The organism is Carboxylicivirga marina (assembly GCF_016612505.1).
GTDB lineage: Bacteria > Bacteroidota > Bacteroidia > Bacteroidales > Marinilabiliaceae > Carboxylicivirga > Carboxylicivirga marina.
In genome coordinates this window covers 100,663-116,658 of sequence record NZ_JAENRR010000002.1, presented here as the reverse complement: position 1 = coordinate 116,658, position 15,996 = coordinate 100,663, and the positions used below count along the sequence as shown (strand labels likewise).

Annotated in this window: 14 protein-coding genes; 9 read left to right on the top strand and 5 right to left on the bottom strand. The window is 40.6% G+C overall.

Features of this window, described 5'->3' with window-relative positions; genetic code table 11:
• Positions 1-3 precede the first annotated feature (3 nt).
• On the bottom strand, positions 4-2,496 hold the full coding sequence (locus JIV24_RS01480) for a YfhO family protein (protein WP_200463224.1): 2,493 nt from the start codon (positions 2,494-2,496) through the stop codon (positions 4-6).
• Positions 2,497-2,613: 117 nt separating this feature from the next.
• On the opposite strand from JIV24_RS01480, the gene JIV24_RS01475 reads away from it, so the two are divergent.
• The 3 genes from JIV24_RS01475 to JIV24_RS01465 all read left to right on the top strand — a co-directional run bounded on the left by JIV24_RS01475 (position 2,614) and on the right by JIV24_RS01465 (position 5,144).
• Positions 2,614-3,294, top strand: coding sequence for a pseudouridine synthase (locus JIV24_RS01475; RefSeq protein ID WP_200463223.1), 681 nt, complete (start codon positions 2,614-2,616; stop codon positions 3,292-3,294).
• 106 nt (positions 3,295-3,400) lie between these two features.
• Positions 3,401-4,462, top strand: coding sequence for a bestrophin family protein (locus tag JIV24_RS01470; RefSeq protein WP_200463222.1), 1,062 nt, complete (start codon positions 3,401-3,403; stop codon positions 4,460-4,462).
• Between the two features lie 448 nt (positions 4,463-4,910).
• Positions 4,911-5,144: a hypothetical protein gene (locus JIV24_RS01465; RefSeq protein ID WP_200463221.1), complete on the top strand. Its 234-nt coding sequence runs from the start codon at positions 4,911-4,913 to the stop codon at positions 5,142-5,144.
• Positions 5,145-5,230: 86 nt separating this feature from the next.
• Here the strand turns inward: JIV24_RS01465 and JIV24_RS01460 are convergent, their stop codons facing one another.
• Positions 5,231-6,781: a glycine--tRNA ligase gene (locus JIV24_RS01460; protein ID WP_200463220.1), complete on the bottom strand. Its 1,551-nt coding sequence runs from the start codon at positions 6,779-6,781 to the stop codon at positions 5,231-5,233.
• Between the two features lie 373 nt (positions 6,782-7,154).
• On the opposite strand from JIV24_RS01460, the gene JIV24_RS01455 reads away from it, so the two are divergent.
• Complete coding sequence (locus JIV24_RS01455) at positions 7,155-7,301, top strand: hypothetical protein (protein ID WP_200463219.1); 147 nt, start codon at positions 7,155-7,157, stop codon at positions 7,299-7,301.
• A 78-nt stretch (positions 7,302-7,379) separates the two neighbouring features.
• Here the strand turns inward: JIV24_RS01455 and JIV24_RS01450 are convergent, their stop codons facing one another.
• Positions 7,380-7,598 carry a DUF5684 domain-containing protein gene (locus tag JIV24_RS01450; RefSeq protein ID WP_200463218.1) on the bottom strand — a complete coding sequence of 73 codons (219 nt, stop codon included), beginning with the start codon at positions 7,596-7,598 and terminating at the stop codon, positions 7,380-7,382.
• A 290-nt stretch (positions 7,599-7,888) separates the two neighbouring features.
• Positions 7,889-8,917: a UDP-glucose 4-epimerase GalE gene (gene galE, locus JIV24_RS01445; protein ID WP_200463217.1), complete on the bottom strand. Its 1,029-nt coding sequence runs from the start codon at positions 8,915-8,917 to the stop codon at positions 7,889-7,891.
• 503 nt (positions 8,918-9,420) lie between these two features.
• Between galE and JIV24_RS01440 the strand changes: the two genes are divergently transcribed.
• Complete coding sequence (locus JIV24_RS01440) at positions 9,421-10,344, top strand: HU domain-containing protein (RefSeq protein ID WP_200463216.1); 924 nt, start codon at positions 9,421-9,423, stop codon at positions 10,342-10,344.
• Positions 10,345-10,440: 96 nt separating this feature from the next.
• Here JIV24_RS01440 and JIV24_RS01435 read toward each other — a convergent pair whose 3' ends face one another.
• Positions 10,441-11,646: a dipeptidase gene (locus JIV24_RS01435; protein WP_200463215.1), complete on the bottom strand. Its 1,206-nt coding sequence runs from the start codon at positions 11,644-11,646 to the stop codon at positions 10,441-10,443.
• Between the two features lie 229 nt (positions 11,647-11,875).
• Between JIV24_RS01435 and JIV24_RS01430 the strand changes: the two genes are divergently transcribed.
• Genes JIV24_RS01430 through JIV24_RS01415 form a run of 4 tightly spaced genes read left to right on the top strand, consistent with a single transcriptional unit; the run spans position 11,876 to position 15,979 of the window.
• On the top strand, positions 11,876-12,187 hold the full coding sequence (locus tag JIV24_RS01430; RefSeq protein WP_200463214.1) for a hypothetical protein: 312 nt from the start codon (positions 11,876-11,878) through the stop codon (positions 12,185-12,187).
• A gap of 34 nt (positions 12,188-12,221) precedes the next feature.
• Positions 12,222-13,367 carry an HlyD family secretion protein gene (locus JIV24_RS01425; protein ID WP_200463213.1) on the top strand — a complete coding sequence of 382 codons (1,146 nt, stop codon included), beginning with the start codon at positions 12,222-12,224 and terminating at the stop codon, positions 13,365-13,367.
• Positions 13,368-13,397: 30 nt separating this feature from the next.
• Positions 13,398-13,760 (top strand): four helix bundle protein, encoded by a 363-nt coding sequence (locus tag JIV24_RS01420; RefSeq protein ID WP_200463212.1) that lies wholly within the window; start codon positions 13,398-13,400, stop codon positions 13,758-13,760.
• Between the two features lie 50 nt (positions 13,761-13,810).
• On the top strand, positions 13,811-15,979 hold the full coding sequence (locus JIV24_RS01415) for a peptidase domain-containing ABC transporter (protein ID WP_200463211.1): 2,169 nt from the start codon (positions 13,811-13,813) through the stop codon (positions 15,977-15,979).
• Positions 15,980-15,996: the final 17 nt, after the last annotated feature.

The window sequence follows — 15,996 nt, the reverse complement described above, 5'->3', positions numbered from 1 at the left end:
CCTTTAGTTTGTTTGGTTTTTCCGCGCCATATAAACAGCTACTGCAATCAACAACAGAATTATAATGGAACTAATGGCAGCCAACGTTTGTCCAATTACAAAGGATTGCGGCTTAAATCGGAACTCGATATCATGACGCCCTTCAGGTATCATTAGTCCACGCAATAAATAATTGGCACGTATGATATCCACCTCATCACCATCGATATAAGCCTTCCAGCCTTTATCGTAATACACATCGCTAAATACAGCAAATTGCTCTTGCGGTGCATTGGATTCGAATATTAAATAATCGGGCGAATAAGATGTTAACTGAATCTGCCCCATTACTGAATCGGTGGAATAACCTTTTACTTTATCAACAAAGCGTTGCTCCACAACAGCTGTCGTTCTTAAATCTGTTGTCCCGATGGCAGCAATTTCTTCATCCGGATTAGCCACTTCCCTGATGTTTTTAACAAACCAGGCATTGCCCATGTACGAGGGATTAAAAATCGGATCTGCTCCAGGGTTGTAGATGATATATTTCGTATTCATCATGTTTAAAGCCGGCATGTTTTCCATCGCTTCTTCAAGTTCACCCGGTGTTTGTGCCGTTTGAAGCACCTTCATCAGCTCCTGCCAGTCGTTCATCAGGTAGCGATCAGCCACATCCTGGTAACGGCGTAACTTAGCTCCGTGGAACCCACCAACTGATTTGTGCCAGTAAGGTGTAAATCCATCTTTAAAAGGATCGCGATAGATTGGAAAAACCCGATAATAATCGTCCTTATCTTTTAAAATAGCTTTATCAGCTTTTGATTGTGCTAACTCCTGACGAGCTTTTGACTTGCTCACAAAATCATCGTTATTCAAGTAACGCTTCGAAACACCCCACAGGTCAATAAATACAATCAAAGCCAAGCCCCACATGACGTAGCGTTTTTGCAATTTCCCTTGTACAAAGAACCAGATCGACGCTGACCCCAGCAAAATAAACACAAATGAACGCCAGGCATCGGCTGTTAATAAAACCTGACGCGCTGCAATCAGGTTTGATACCAGCAAGTCATACATCTGCGCATTCTCACCTCCCTGTTTGATCATACCACCAAAATTCTCAGCTTCCATCGGTGATAGAAAGCTATAAAATGATGTTGGGAACAAGGCCAATATCAAACTAACACCACCTGTTAGGGCAAAAGCAATGGCAAACCACTTGCTGTCCTTCTTTAGCGTTTCGGGCTTATCCAATATGGTTTTTAAACCCAGAAAACCTAGTAATGGCATAGCCATGGATGCTAATACCAATGCCATTTCCACTGTTCGGAACTTGTTATACAATGGGAAATTGTAGAACATAAAATAGTTAAAGGCCGGAAAATTCTTCCCCCAGGCCAACATGAGTGAAAAGACAGTGATACCAATTAACCACCAACGCTCTTTACCTTTATAATAAAAGGCCCCAATAAAAAACAAGAAGCAGATTAATGCCCCTGCATACACTGGCCCACTGGTAAAGATTCGTCCGCCCCAATATTGACTTGATTGACCAACATATTCTTTTAATCGTGGGTCGACATGCTTCATGGCATCTTCAGAATTAGCCAAGCCAGCCGATTCACCACCTACCACATTAGGCATTAACAGCGTTAGTGTTTCATGCAAACCATAACTCCAGCCAAAGGCGTAATCAACATCCAAACCTGAATGTTCTTTCTGACCTTCTTTAGGCGTTAACTCCGATGCCCCACGAATGGATTCCTGCCCGTATTCATAGGTAGTCAAAAGGTTAGTGATGTTAGGCAACACCGCCAGCATGGCTGCAATTACCAATATGCCTGTTGTGTGTGCAAAAGGCTTGATGGCCTTTTCTTTAATGGCATACACCAAACGCGATAACACAATAAAACCAACCATAAATGCCAGGTAATAGGTTATTTGCACGTGGTTATAGGCAATTTCCATACCCAGGGCTACCGCCGTTATAACACCACCTATAAATCGATTGCGATTGTATGCAAAGAGCACTCCTGCAATCACTGGTGCCATCAGTGCAATGGCATAAGTTTTAGTAATGTGTCCGGCAATTATTATTATCAGGTTGTAGGAACCAAAGGCAAAAGCGATGGCTCCAATCACACAAAGCCAATGATCGACTTTCATACTTAATAACAACAAGTAAAAACCCAGCATGTATAAAAAGACAATGGCTACTGTTTCATATGGTAATCCAAAGCGTGTTGCTTTATTCAGGTAACTAAAAACATTTTTTGAGGCATCGCCTTTGATCTGATAAGCTGGCATACCACCAAACATCGTATTGGTCCACATGGCTTTTTTACCTGTTTGCTTCTCAAAATCAACCAACTCTTTTGACATGGCTTTCGCATGTGTATTATCGAGCTGAGGTAATTTCTTGCCTTCAAGAACCGGCGAGAAATAAACAAAACTTAGTACAATAAATAATAGAAAAGCTCCTAAATAAGGCAGATAGCCTTTAAACTTGTCGAACATGATAACGTATTTACTATTTAGCTTGTGAAAATACGTAATGTTATTGGAATAGAAAAAGCTAATAGCGCTTAGCTAAGAGCTACTGCCTTTTAAATTACCTTTGTAAAAAAATTATCGATGCTCGAAATCATATATCAAGATCAATACATGGTTGTTATCAACAAACCACACGGTTTATTGGTGCACCGCAGTCCCATAGCCGCCGATGCCGAAGAGTTTGCCTTACAAATGCTGCGCGATCAGATTAAAAAATCGGTTTTCCCACTGCACAGGCTCGACAGAAAAACATCGGGTTTATTGGTATTTGCACTCTCAAGTAGTGTAGCCGCTAAGCTTCAAACAATTTTTGAAGATTCAAAAACACAAAAAACATATACGGCAATTGTACGCGGTCATTTTCCGGATGCCATAGAAGTGGATTATGCCCTGACCAATGACAGGGGCAAAACACAGGATGCCATCACACATTTTAAAACAATTAAACGAAGTGAACTACCTATTCCCTTTGGTAAATTCGAAACATCACGCTACTCCTTAATTGAAGCTTATCCAAAGACGGGCCGTATGCATCAGATACGTAAGCACCTCAACCATCTGCGCCATCCTATTATTGGCGATCGACCACACGGCTGCAACAAGCAGAACCGTTTGTTTAAGGAGCGTTGGTACATGACAAATATGCTACTACATGCCCAACAACTGGACATGATACATCCCGTTACAAAAGAAGAGCTCATTTTGAAAGCCACACCATTTGATGTATTTGACAGGATGAAACAAACCCTATTACTGGAGTAATTCCTGAGAGTGCTCATGAGCAACGCGAGGGAATTAGCTTCAGCTCCCTTCAACACTTCAGCTACATTTTTGTTAGTTTACTGAGAACCCCAAATGTGAATATCAGATGCTGACGAAAACTCGCTACTCCTTAAAAGACATGGTGCTATGGACTCGCGCCGAAACACTATTCTTTGTTTTATATGCCCTTTTGATCACTTTCCTGTATGAAGCAATGGGCTTTGTGTTTATTGACATGCCCTGGACACCTATTGCTTTGGTAGGTACCGCTGTGGCTTTTATTGTCGGATTTCAGAACAATGCCGCTTATGGTCGTATTTGGGAGGCTCGCAAGATATGGGGTGGTATGGTTAACACATCGCGCAGCTGGGGCATGATGATACAAGCAATGCTCAGTAATGAATATGCTAAGGAGCCATTGAGCGATGATGAAATCAAAGAACATAAGCAACAACTCATCTATCGGCACATTGCCTGGCTCACAGCCTTACGTCATGCCATGCGGCAAGGCAAAAAATGGGAAGTATTTGAAAAGCATCGCACCAATCGTGAGTGGTCGCGCATGGCCTACATACCCGAACGTGTAACATCATTAAATGATGATTTATTGATGTATCTAGGTCCCGAAGAGCATCAATATGTGATGCAAAAGGACAATAAAGCAGCCGCCATATTATACCTGCAATCATCGCATTTAAAGGATCTGAAAGAGAAAAAAATAATCTGGGAATTTTCCTTTCTGGAACTTGAGCAAAAGCTCAGTGAACTTTTTGACTTGCAAGGTAAATCGGAACGCATTAAAAACTTTCCTTATCCGCGGCAGTATGCCACATTATCGCACCAGTTTGTATGGCTGTTTTTATTAATGCTGCCATTGGCATTAGTCTCAGAGTTTGAAACCATTGCTCAAAAGGTACAAAGCAGTTTTCCATTGGCTGATACTTATTTCGTTTGGTTAGCCGTTCCTTTTTGCGGTGCTGTTTCGTGGATTTTCCATACCATGATGCGCATTGGCACAGTGGGAGAAAATCCTTTTGAAGGCTCGGCCAATGATGTGCCTATCTCCACCATTGCCAGAGGTATTGAACGCGACCTGCGACAATTGATGGATGAGGATGTGGAAGCCATTCCGTCTCAGTTTCCTGAGAAGTTTCATGTACAGATGTAATAAGCTGAGCTTATTTGTAAGTAGCTATCTAACAGCACAGCAATTGCATTTAAGAAATTGTTTTACAACTCAAGCCGTTGAGGCTTCCCCTTTTTGCCTCCAGCTCAAAAAGGGGAGAAAAAAAGCCGCCGACCGAAGCACTCGTTTACCCATTAAGACAACTCTACGGGAAAAATTACTGCTTGTTTATTGCTTCATTCAGCATTATTCAAACAAGTTTGATACTGCTTTCATTTATCGCAATAATTTAAAGATTAACAGTTTGGTATCAAATTTTTCTTCCCTCCGTTTATGTCAATGGGTCCCAAACTACGCTGCTTATGTCGGTATTATGCAATTCAAAAAAAAGATCCTTTTAATACGATTGACGTGTATCCAACCGCCATCAACCATCCTCTAAGGAGAATTTTATTACATTTGGTTAAACGATAAAGCTAAACTCACCTCTATGAAGCGACTAAACATTGTTGGAATCCTTTTACTTATTGTCGTATTAGCAAGCTGCAAAAGCATTGAAATAAGTGGAAGCGGACATGAAGAATATCCGGAATTTAAAGATGGTTACCGGGATGGCGATCCGGATGAAGTAAAGTATACCACAGTTGAAGAATGGAAAAAACTGGAAGAAGAGAAGAAAGCTGCCGAAGAAGAACAAGCCATAAAGGAAAAGAAGAAGAAATAAAACAGCAAAGCCCGATTGAATACTCAACCGGGCTTTATATTTTGTGTCAGGCAATCATTTTCTGCCTGATAACTACTTAGCTATTTCTACAAGTTCTTAAACGCTTCGCGCATGCTTACTTTCTTACTGATGATACCCTGTAGGTCAGTAATTTTCACACGCTCCTGCGCCATGGTGTCGCGGTAACGAATGGTTACTGTATCATCTTCCAGTGCCTGGTGATCAACCGTTACACAGAAAGGTGTACCAATGGCATCCTGACGACGGTAGCGTTTACCGATACTGTCTTTTTCATCGTACTGGCAGTTGAAATCAAACTTCAAGTCATCAATAATGGCGCGTGCTTTTTCAGGCAGACCATCTTTCTTCACCAATGGCATTACGGCCAATTTGATTGGAGCCAATACCGGCGGTAAGTTCAATACCACACGTGTTTCTTTCTTGCCACCTTTACCTTCTACTTCTTCTTCATTATAGGCACCAGCCATAATACTAAGGAACATGCGGTCAACACCAATTGATGTTTCTACCACATAAGGCACATAGCTCTTATTTAGTTCAGGGTCGAAATATTGGATTTTCTTACCTGAATGCTCCTGGTGCTGCGATAAATCAAAGTCGGTACGCGAGTGAATACCTTCTACTTCTTTAAAGCCAAATGGCATTTTAAATTCGATGTCGGTAGCCGCATTGGCGTAATGCGCTAATTTCTCATGGTCGTGGTAACGGTAGCTTTCATCGCCCATACCCAATGACTTGTGCCAACGAAGACGAGCGTCTTTCCAATACTCGAACCACTTCATTTCTTCGCCCGGACGAACAAAGAATTGCATCTCCATCTGTTCGAACTCACGCATGCGGAAGATAAACTGACGGGCCACAATCTCGTTACGGAAAGCTTTACCAATTTGTGCAATGCCAAATGGCAGCTTCATACGACCAGTCTTTTGCACGTTCAGGTAATTTACAAAGATACCCTGTGCTGTTTCGGGGCGCAGGTAAATGGTTTGTGCCCCATCGGCCGTTGAACCCATTTCGGTTGAGAACATCAGGTTGAACTGACGTACATCGGTCCATTCTTTCGTGCCTGATATCGGACAGGCAATTTCATAATCGACGATGATCTGACGTAAATCTTCCAAATCATTATCGTTTAAAGCCTTTGCAAAGCGCGTGTGAACCTCATCAATTTTCTTTTGATTAGCTAATACACGTGGATTGGTTTCCAGGAACTGAGCCTTATCGAAACTTTCACCAAAGCGTTTTTCAGCTTTCTTTACTTCTTTGTTGATTTTCTCTTCGAACTTCTGAATCAGATCTTCAATCAACACATCGGCACGGTAACGTTTTTTCGAATCTTTGTTATCAATCAAAGGATCGTTAAAAGCATCTACGTGGCCCGAAGCTTTCCATGTAGTTGGGTGCATAAAAATAGCTGAGTCGATACCCACCACATTTTCGTGCAACAATACCATGGCATCCCACCAGTATTTTTTGATGTTATTTTTTAGCTCAACACCATTTTGCGCGTAATCATACACAGCGCCTAATCCATCGTATATTTCGCTTGATTGAAATACGAAACCATACTCTTTACAGTGAGCCACCAGCTTCTTAAAAACGTCCTCTTGTGCCATATCTTTTTTCTTATATTTCGTAATCTGAAACATCTCACTTACTGCGAGACAAGTCCTTCCGCCACAGCGGAAGGGCAAAAATAGTTGAAATTTGAAAAGTAGAGAAGTTTTTTGGTAATAACTTAAATTACTTCCTAAAAGCGCCATAATTACAAAACACACATAAATTAGGACTTATTATTACATGAGGTAACTATTCCCTAATTATTACGTATTCCATCATCAACAACTTGTTGTAAGCTTGTAATATTTAATAAAACGAATAGTGATTGACACGCCTGTGTCGAGGGAATGCTTTATTGTGGGAAGAAAAAAATACATTAGACCAACTATATCTGTGGTTAAGATAGATAGGAGTATCTCATTAATTCTGATGAGTACTCAGCTGGGCAATGGGCATGGACAAGGCGGCGGTTATGGACCAGGAGGCAAGCCCAAAGGTGCGGCGCAAGCAAGTTCTCCTTTTAGCGATACGCAACTGGACAGTAATCAATTCAATGATAACCCTTTCGGCGGATAACAACTCGGTTAGATAAATACTTCTTTAAAAAAGCCACTTCAAAACTGAGATGGCTCCATCATACTATACGGTATTGAATTACGAACCAGCTGGTCCTTCATATTTCGCATCACCTAATCCTAGTATTGGATAGAAAATAAATGTGAATGGAGGAATTAACAATCCTAAAGTGAAACCAACGCCTTTACCAAAGCTTTTGGCCAACAAGTTGATTAACCAAATTGCAAAGATGATATTAACACCTGGAATCAAAAGCCATACAATCCATAATATTGGCTTACCAACGATTTCAATCATTACAATGATTGAAAATTGGAATCAATGAAGCCCATCCTGGCTTACCGGCCTTTTCAAAAATACGACACATCGACACAATCATTAAAACAAGAACGACCATGTAAATAAGGCCCCCAAATAATCCTACATTTTCCATATTTCTGTTTTTTAAAATAGGTTAGAAAAATGGTTATACTGAGCTACCCTTGTTTTGTTACAAAAAACAAAAGCTGCCGGTAAAAAACCAGCAGCTTGTTATATTCTGACGACCTATCATCATCAACTCTTATGAAATAACCTTGCTCGCGGACTTAAGATAATCCTCGCACATTCTTTTCCCAGGCCCAGGCCGATGCCAATGTTTCTTCAAGGGTCTTTTCGGCTTTCCAGCCCAACTCGTTATTACCATAGCTTGTGTCGGCCCATATTTTTTCAATATCGCCAGCTCTGCGGTCTACAATCTTATATTTTAGGTCTACTTTGTTGACTTCGATAAAAGACTTCACCAATTGCATCACCGAGTAACCAGCACCTGTACCCACATTAAAGTACTCGTAGTTGGCTTTCGATTTGCCATTTAGCATACGGTCGATTGCTACCACATGCGCTTTAGCTAAATCTACCACATTGATATAGTCGCGAATGGCTGTTCCATCTTCGGTATCGTAATCGTCACCAAAAATGCTTAGCTCATCGCGCAAACCAGCAGCTGTTTGCGTAATAAAAGGCACCAGGTTATTTGGTACACCTACAGGCAACTCACCAATTAATGCTGTAGGATGAGCCCCAATCGGGTTAAAATAACGCAAAGCAATACAGTTCACCTTCTCATTGGACTTTGTATAGTCGCGCATAATATCTTCACAAATGGCTTTTGTATTGCCATAAGGTGACTCCGCTTCTTTACGTGGTGTTTCCTCGGTAACAGGTAATACATCGGGCTGGCCATAAACAGTACATGATGAAGAAAATACCATGTGCGGTACCTTGTACTTATTCATACACTCCAACAAGTTCATTAATGAACCCATGTTGTTACGGTAATATTCCAAAGGCTTCTGCACCGACTCGCCAACAGCCTTGAATGCGGCAAAATGTATGATGGCCTCAACATTGGTGTACTTTTGAAAGAAAGCATCTGTTAAATCTCTTTCTGATAAATCAAATTGCTCAAAAGCCGGACGAATGCCCGTGATTTTCTCAATGTTATCTAATACTTCAATTTTTGAATTGGAAAGGTTGTCAACGATTACAACATCAAATCCTTGTTCCTGAAGCTCCACCACGGTGTGTGAACCAATGTAACCTGTTCCGCCGGTTACTAAAATTTGCTTTGCCATTAGATTAGCTTTTTTTCACCTGACACGTTTGTATTTCATCTCAGGTTGAACTAACAAGCTGTGTATTTTTCTTACGTTTAAGCTTAAAATCACATCAGACTTGTTCGTTTCATCATTAAACGAGCCGTAAAAGTAATAAATCGTTTACAAACCAAGCTCTGAATGATGGGCTAATTTGGCTTTCAGTCTATTAATAAAAGTTAAATATACTTTTATCGGCACGAGTGCGCATTTGAATCATGCTGCAAGCCATCCCTTTTGAGTGGTTTAGAATCATTGATGCACCTGATTTGATGTCATCAGAACTGCTTATTAACAATGCACTTTAATTTTTATCCACAATTCATTATTCGCTATTTCTGCTCTTATTTAGTAACTTAGTCACTTCATCAGCGTTTAAAGGTTAATAACTCGCTTTGTTATCAACCATTTTTCAACAGCTTACCAACACCTGTTGAAAGAAAGTTAATCGTGTAAACAACGTTTTTACTAATTTTGTAATTATGACAGCAGTTGACCAACACATATCTAATCTATTATTTACACATGAATGTGTGATAATTCCTGAATTAGGAGCGCTTGTTTCTACTAATGTGAGTGCCCGTTTTGATGCCGATAAAAACATGTTTTTACCACCATCGAAAGAAATAGGTTTTAACCGAAGTCTATCGCACAACGACGGTTTGCTTATCAGCACTCTGGCACAAGCTAACGACACAAGCTACGGTAAAGCCAAAATAATGGTTGAGGAGTTTGTGGCTGGCATTCGCGCGAATATTGAAAATGGAACACAGGCCAGTATTAGTAAGGTGGGCATCCTGAAAAAAGATGCGTTAGGTTATTTACAGTTTGTAGCCGATAACTCAGAAGCCTACTTAACAGATGCCTATGGCTTATCATCATTTCATTTTAAACCAGTTGTGTCAGCTCAAAAACCACTGACTGAAAACGCTCAGGTTCGTCGATTATTGCAACCGGTAGGCTTGAAACAAATTGCTGCCTCAGTGGCCATGATTGTTGGTTTATTTGCTATTTCTCAGTCGCTTGATAATCCTGTTCGCAAGGACTTACAGTCGGCCAATGCCTTATCGATTATAATGCCTGCTGCCAGCAATGAGTATAGCAGCGAAGAAAGCCTGACGGTTTCAAGGGAAGATATACAAGAAGCCATTGAGGATGAAGAACCAGTAGTGAAAAACAGTTACTACTTGATTGCCGGCAGCTTTAAGACCGAGAGCCAGGCCAAACGCTTTTTAAAAATTGTACAAGAAATGGGTGAAGAACAGGCATTTGTACTGGCCAGCCCCAACAGCAGATACCGAGTAGCCTTAAACGGATATCCTAATAAGACGAGTGCTGTGAATGATTTAGGCGCTTATCGTCAATTGGAGGATTTCAAAACCGTGTGGGTGCTTACTCAGCGATAAGAAACGTTTGTACTTAAATACAAAGGTTGCTTCAGAGTTATTCTGTTGCAGCCTTTTTTTGATGATTATTTTAAAACCTGACAGGTTTAGGTATTCTTATACCTTCGCCGCCTTTTCAACCGCTTTAAATACGCGTAAGAAGTTGCCACCCCATATTTTTAGAATATCCTCTTCGGGATAGCCACGCTTAACCAGCTCTGCTGTAATTTTAGGGAAATCGGCCACATCAACACAATCGGCCAATCCGCCGCCGCCATCAAAGTCGGAGCCAATGCCCACGTAATCGACCCCAACAAGTTTCACCACGTAATCGATGTGATCAACAGCCCGCGCAATGTTTGGCAATTGGGCCGGGTACTTCTTATTGATTTCGCGCCACTCGCCCCAGGCTTTCTTACGCTCTTCATCGGAGGTATAGGTCCAGTTGTTGTATTTCAGGCGAAGCTCCTCCTTTTTCACATAGTTAAGCGAAGTGGTGTCTTCATCCTGAATATAAGCACCCAGAATACAAATTTGAATCACCCCATTATGGGCGGCCAGTGTTTTTATCATCTCATCGTCCATATTGCGCGGATGATTACAGATGGCACGAACCGATGAGTGCGAGGCAAAAACAGGCGCCTTGCTTTCTTTTATCACATCATAAAAAGCCTTGTCGGAAATATGCGATACATCAATGAGCATGCCCAGGCGATTCATTTCTTTAACCACCTCGGTTCCATAGGCGCTCAAACCATTGTGCTCGGCTCCGTTTTTATCGGTTGACGAATCACAGATATCGTTGTTTTTGGTATGTGCCAGCGTTACGTAGCGCACGCCTCGCTTGTAAAACTCCTCTACCCTGCCAATGTCTTTATTAAGCGGAAAACCATTTTCCATGCCCAGGTAAATGGCGCGCTTACCTTGCTTTTCAATGGCGGCTGCATCGTCGGCTTTTAAGGCCAGTGAGGCCATGTCTTTGTTTAAGGCCAGGGCCTTTTCGGTTGAATCAATCATTTGATGCGCCATTTGGTAGGCCAGGGCATAATTCTCATCAGTACGCTGGCGCTGACTGGTGAAAATGGCGAAGAAAATGGCATCTAAGCCACCCGCTTTCATGCGTGGCAGGTCTACCCGGCTCGATGGTGCTTCGTGCGTTTGGCCAATATCAAAGGACTCGCGCAAAAAACGCATGGGCGTATCTACATGGGTATCGATGGTAATGGCTTTTTGATGCAGCTTGTGAGCATCCAAAGGTTTTTGCTGGCAGGCCGATAAAAAGCACAGGCCCATGGTAATGGTGGTTAATGTTTTAAGTCTCATGTGTGTCGATTTTTTACAATGATAATTAAAATCCGCCAAGAGAAAAATAAATCTAAATTTTTATATGTTAATTGAAGAACATGACATTAACCCACGTTCTCTAGCCGTTAGTCATTAAAAACCGTGTATTCGTCAAGGAAACTGAAATTAGCGTTCAAAAAGGTGTTACGATTTTCGTGTACTGCTATTAACTAGTAATTGCTGGTTATTCTCATTTCTCGATTTTGATATGAAATTATTTGACGAATTAAAAGTACTACGAAGAATGTTCGATTTGATTGAAAAGGAACAAACAGGATGCACATGCACATTCCCGAAAAAACTAGGCATTTCAAGAGGGAAACTCTACAACCTTCTTGATGAACTAAAGGATATTGGCATCATTATTAAATACTGCAAAAAACAAAAAACATTCTACTTTAAGGATGCAATCAAGATCAAGGTAGCCGCTCCCATACAAATTCTAAAAGCTGATGAATTGAGTAAAATTAACGGAGGAATCTATACCTCTGTCCATTTTTTTGGACAAGTTCTATTCTAACTTTACATACTTAATAATAAACCTCCTCTTATTTATGAAGCAAATCTTCCCTCCTGACATCACTGAATATTCATTTGAATCGCATTTTCATCGACATAAGCGTCAGTTTTATTGGGTATATATATTAGTTATTCTTTTAGTATCAGGAACCATATGTACACTTCCATTTATAACAATGGAGATAACTACTCAAAGCAGAGGTTCAGTAAAAACAGCATATGAAAATAATCTTATCCAGAGTTCCAATGCGGGCCGAATAGAATATCTGAATATCACTGAAGGAGAAAACGTTCATAAGGGTGATACCTTGTTAGTACTGTGCACCGATCTAATTCAGGAGCACATTCAGTTACTGGACAATACAATTGCTGAAAATAACTTATTCATTCACGACTTACGCAGGCTAATTAAAGGACATACAGATGTATCAACAACTAAATATCGGCAAGAAAGCATCCAGAATCAGGCTGAAGTTGAAAATTTCAATATTGATATAGCCTTGCTTAAAAAGGAATATCAACTGGCTCAAGAATTATATAGCGACAATGTAACACCAGAATTTGAGCTCCTTCTGAAGAAAAACAGATACGATGCTGCTGTATCAAAACTGGACGTCTACAAGAAACAAGCTTACACTGCATGGCAACAAGAATTGGTCAAATTGGAGCAAGCCAATAGAAGACATATGTCAGATATTTTAAAATCAAGAAAAGAGAAAGAATTATATGTATTACGAGCCCCTGTTAATGGCACACTAACACAAATGGCAGGTATTTATACCGGCAGTTACATTACACCCGGTCAGGCACTGGCGCAGATTTCACCAGATAAGGAACTTATTGCTGAATGTTACATCCAACCAAAAGACATTGGTTTTATTAAAAAAGAGCAAAAAGTTCGTTTACAATTTGATGCCTTTAACTATCACCAATGGGGCATGATTGAGACCCAAGTAGCCTGTATATCAAACGACATCATTCTTGTCAATCAACAACCAGTATTTCGGGTGAGGTGTAAATTACCAATCGACTATTTACAGTTAAAATCAGGACACAAAGGCATGGTGAAAAGGGGAATGACCTTAACAGGGCGCTTTGTGCTTACCGAAAGAACTTTGTACCAACTATTATTCGATAAAGTAGATGATTGGTTGAATCCGAAACTAAGAAAGAGTGACTAAAAGAGTGAAGAGTGAAAAAAATTAATAATAATGATGAAAAAGAATAGTCCTTTACGAGATAAGAGTTATCTGTTTGCAATCAAGATTGTTCAATTGGCGCGACAGGTTCAAAACGACAAAGAGTTTGTTTTGAGTCGTCAGATTATGCGTAGCGCTACCGCAGTGGGTGCATTGATTCGTGAAGCAGAATTTGCTCAGAGTAAACTTGATTTTATTCACAAAATGAGCATCTCGCTTAAAGAAGCCAACGAAACAGCATATTGGGTTCATCTCTTGTTTGACACTAAACACATAACCGAAACCAAGTTTACTGTGCTCAATAATCAATGCAACGAGCTAATAGCTATGCTGGTTTCCACCATTAAAACCATCAAAGCCAAGCTAAAATCATAACTATTCACTTTTAGTTCTTACCCCTTAACGATCCGTTCTAACCCTTAACCATGAAAATAAAACAACGCGACATCACCGATTGTGGAGCGGCATGCCTGGCATCAATAGCCGCACATTACAAGTTAAAGTTACCCGTTTCTAAGATTCGCCAGATTGCCGGAACCGATAAAAAAGGCACCAATGTGCTGGGTGTCATTAAAGCCGCCGAAAAGATGGGTTTTACAGCCAAAGGTGTTAAAGGCGGTATCGAAGCCTTGCCAAAAATCCCGCTACCGGCCATCGCACATGTGATTGTTAAGGAAGTATTGCAGCACTATGTGGTCATTTACAAGGTGAGTGCTAAGGAAGTAGAATACATGGATCCAGGTGATGGAAAAATGCATAAAGAATCGATTGCCGCGTTTAAAATGAAATGGACAGGTGTGTTGGCCCTCTTTGCCCCTAACGACGATTTTGTAGCACGTAATGAAAAGGTATCTAACCTCAGTCGTTTTGTGTTTTTGTTAAAGCCACACAAAAGCATGATTATGCAGGCCTTGATTGGCGCCATTCTATACACTGTGCTGGGGTTATCCACCTCCATATACATACAAAAGATAACGGACTATGTGCTGGTTGACGGCAACACCAACCTACTAAATCTGTTGAGCGTTGGCATGATAAGCATTTTGCTGTTTCAGATATTCATTGGAGCAGCAAAAACCATTTTAATGCTTCGAACAGGCCAGCTGATAGATGCTCAATTAATATTAGGCTACTACAAACATCTGCTACGATTACCCCAGCGCTTTTTTGACACCATGCGGGTGGGTGAAATTATATCACGCATTAATGATGCGGTAAAGATTCGTGCTTTTATCAACGATACGGCAGTTAGTTTGGTGGTCAATGTTTTTATCATCTTCTTCTCTTTTGGTTTAATGTTTATCTACAGCTGGAAACTGGCACTTATTATGGCCATTGTAATTCCGCTATATGCATTAACTTATTTTATTGCCAACAAGCTAAATAAAAAACAGGAACGCAAAGTGATGGAGCATGCAGCTGATCTGGAGAGTCAGTTAGTGGAGTCGCTTAATTCGGTACGCACCATTAAGCAGTTTGGTTTAGAAGATTTTACCAATGTTAAAACTGAGCTTCGATTTATCACATTACTTAAAACGGTGTATAAATCGGGTATTAATTCCATTTTTGCCGGAAACTCATCTGAATTTCTAAGCCGGGTATTCACCATTGTTTTGTTATGGGTGGGCTCCTATTTTGTCATCGACAAAAGTATAACACCTGGTGAGTTGCTGTCGTTTTATGCCATCATAGGTTATTTTACTTCACCGGCTGCCAGTTTGATTGGCATGAATAAAACTGTTCAGAATGCCTTGATAGCAGGCGACCGCTTATTCGAAATAATGGATTTGGAACGCGAATCGGATGAAAATAAAATAGAATTACGTAAGGATTTGTTGGGCGATATATGTTTTGAGAATATATCATTTAGTTATGGTACACGGGTGGATGTATTTGAGAACTTTAAGCTGACAATCGCCAAAGGGCAATTAACAGCCATTATTGGCGAAAGCGGTTCGGGCAAAACAACACTGGCAGCATTAATGCAAAAGCTGTATCCGCTTAATAAAGGAAGTATCTATATAGGAGATCACAATATCAATTACTTCGATAATGAGAGCCTGCGCCAACTGGTTAGCAGCGTTCCGCAAAAGCTCGATTTATTTGCCGGAAATGTGGTGGAGAATATTGCCGTAGGTGAGTTTAACCCAGATATGGAACAGGTGCTAGCTATTTGCAAACAATTGGGCATACTACAGTTTATCGAAAATCTGCCCAATGGATTCAATACTTATTTGGGAGAAAATGGCGCTAGTCTCAGTGGCGGACAAAAGCAACGCCTCGCCATTGCACGCGCATTATACCGCAATCCCGAGGTGTTGATTTTGGATGAAGCCACTTCTTCGCTCGACTCGGATTCAGAAGCCTATGTACAAAACACAATCGATCAATTAAAGCAGCAAGGCAAAACCATTGTTATTATTGCTCATCGACTAAGTACCGTGATGAAGGCTGATAAAATAGTGGTGCTCGAAAATGGAAAGTTAATTGAAGAAGGCAGCCATTATCAGCTATATGAACAGCAAGGGAAATACTATAAGATGTGGAAGAAGCAGATGCCTGTTTTTAGTGAAGCATTAAAAATGAAGAACTAATAGATGAGAATGAAAAG

Bases quoted from the DNA above. Each gene is read 5' to 3' on its own strand.
- JIV24_RS01480 (WP_200463224.1), bottom strand. From the start codon at position 2,496: ATGTTCGACAAGTTTAAAGGCTATCTGCCTTATTTAGGAGCTTTTCTA.
- JIV24_RS01475 (WP_200463223.1), top strand. From the start codon at position 2,614: ATGCTCGAAATCATATATCAAGATCAATACATGGTTGTTATCAACAAA.
- JIV24_RS01470 (WP_200463222.1), top strand. From the start codon at position 3,401: ATGCTGACGAAAACTCGCTACTCCTTAAAAGACATGGTGCTATGGACT.
- JIV24_RS01465 (WP_200463221.1), top strand. From the start codon at position 4,911: ATGAAGCGACTAAACATTGTTGGAATCCTTTTACTTATTGTCGTATTA.
- JIV24_RS01460 (WP_200463220.1), bottom strand. From the start codon at position 6,781: ATGGCACAAGAGGACGTTTTTAAGAAGCTGGTGGCTCACTGTAAAGAG.
- JIV24_RS01455 (WP_200463219.1), top strand. From the start codon at position 7,155: ATGAGTACTCAGCTGGGCAATGGGCATGGACAAGGCGGCGGTTATGGA.
- JIV24_RS01450 (WP_200463218.1), bottom strand. From the start codon at position 7,598: ATGATTGAAATCGTTGGTAAGCCAATATTATGGATTGTATGGCTTTTG.
- galE (WP_200463217.1), bottom strand. From the start codon at position 8,917: ATGGCAAAGCAAATTTTAGTAACCGGCGGAACAGGTTACATTGGTTCA.
- JIV24_RS01440 (WP_200463216.1), top strand. From the start codon at position 9,421: ATGACAGCAGTTGACCAACACATATCTAATCTATTATTTACACATGAA.
- JIV24_RS01435 (WP_200463215.1), bottom strand. From the start codon at position 11,646: ATGAGACTTAAAACATTAACCACCATTACCATGGGCCTGTGCTTTTTA.
- JIV24_RS01430 (WP_200463214.1), top strand. From the start codon at position 11,876: ATGAAATTATTTGACGAATTAAAAGTACTACGAAGAATGTTCGATTTG.
- JIV24_RS01425 (WP_200463213.1), top strand. From the start codon at position 12,222: ATGAAGCAAATCTTCCCTCCTGACATCACTGAATATTCATTTGAATCG.
- JIV24_RS01420 (WP_200463212.1), top strand. From the start codon at position 13,398: ATGATGAAAAAGAATAGTCCTTTACGAGATAAGAGTTATCTGTTTGCA.
- JIV24_RS01415 (WP_200463211.1), top strand. From the start codon at position 13,811: ATGAAAATAAAACAACGCGACATCACCGATTGTGGAGCGGCATGCCTG.